This window comes from Bordetella petrii (genome assembly GCF_020991325.1).
Taxonomy (GTDB): Bacteria; Pseudomonadota; Gammaproteobacteria; order Burkholderiales; family Burkholderiaceae_B; genus Bordetella_A; species Bordetella_A petrii_E.
The window spans coordinates 1-1,278 of record NZ_JAJMLX010000499.1 but is presented as its reverse complement, the minus strand read 5'-3'; the positions used below and the strand labels follow the sequence as shown (position 1 = coordinate 1,278).

1 protein-coding gene and 1 pseudogene are annotated in these 1,278 nt (G+C 68.9%); both read right to left on the bottom strand.

The annotated features are described in order from the left end of the window. On the bottom strand, positions 1–546 hold a 546-nt coding region (gene rseP, locus LPZ50_RS24940), incomplete at its 3' end, for an RIP metalloprotease RseP (RefSeq protein ID WP_230665509.1). Between the two features lie 27 nt (positions 547–573). Further along, positions 574–1,278 (bottom strand): annotated as a pseudogene (locus LPZ50_RS24935) (1-deoxy-D-xylulose-5-phosphate reductoisomerase); the annotation flags it as partial.

The following is a 1,278-nucleotide window of genomic DNA, read 5'->3' as shown; positions in this document are numbered from 1 at the left end:
CGTGCGCACGGCGATGTCGGCCTGCCCGCCCGCCGACAGGACGTCGAGCAGGCGCCAGCGCGCGTCGTTCCAGGACGCCACCTGCCGGCCGCCGATGGCGAGGATCTGGTCGCCTTCCTGGAAACCGGCCTGCTGGGCGGGCGTGCCGGCGGCCGGCGGGCCGATGACCGGCACGGGTTCCTGCGTGCCGGCCAGGTTCAGGCCGGTGTACAGGAAAATGGCCAGGGCCAGGTTGAACAGCGGCCCCGCGGCCACGATGGCAATGCGCCGGCCCACCGGCTGCGTATTGAACGATTGCGCGGCCTCGGCCCGCGAGGCACCCACGGGCGGGTCGTCCTGCATCTTGACGTAGCCACCCAGCGGGATGGCCGACACGGCCCATTCGGTGCCGTGCTTGTCGACGCGGCGCAGCAATACCTTGCCGAACCCCACCGAAAAGCGCAGCACCCGCACGCCGCACAGCCGCGCCACCCAATAGTGGCCCAGCTCATGGAACGTGATGAGTATGCCCAGAGCGACGATGAAGGCAAGCAGGGTGTAAAGCATGGATCAGTGTCTGTGGGCCCGGCGGGTTCAGGCCAGGCCGAGATTGCCGGCGTAGGCGCGCGTTTCGGCGTCGAGCGCCAGCACGTCGGCCAGACTGTCGAGCGTAACAGAAGACTGGCGCTGCTGCCATTCAAGCGCGGCGGCGATCACGCGGGAAATCCAGGTGTAGCGCAAGCGGCCGGACAAAAAGGCGTCCACCGCGACCTCGTTGGCGGCATTCAGGGCCACACAGGCGCCCTGCCCGGCCCGCAGCGCGTCGAAGGCCAGGCCCAGGCACGGGAAGCGTTCCAGGTTGGGGGTTTCGAACTCCAGCTTGCCGCAGCGGACGAGATCCAGCGGCCCCACGCCGCTGGCCAGGCGGTCTGGAAAACCCAGGCCATAGGCAATGGGCGTGCGCATATCGGGCTGGCCCAGTTGCGCCAGCACCGAGCCGTCGTCGTATTCCACCATTGAATGCACCACGCTCTGCGGGTGGATCAGGACTTCGATGCGGTCGGCGGGCATGGCGAACAGCCAGTGCGCCTCGATGACTTCGAGCCCCTTGTTCGCCATGGTGGCGGAATCGACGGAAATCTTGCGTCCCATGCTCCAGTTCGGGTGCGCGCAAGCCTGTTCGGGCGTGACGTTGTCCAAGTCTTGCGGATCGTGGCGCCGGAACGGACCGCCCGAGGCCGTAAGCAGCAGGCGGCGCACTCCGCGGGCCGGTTCGGTGGGCGCGCCGGCCCGCGCGCC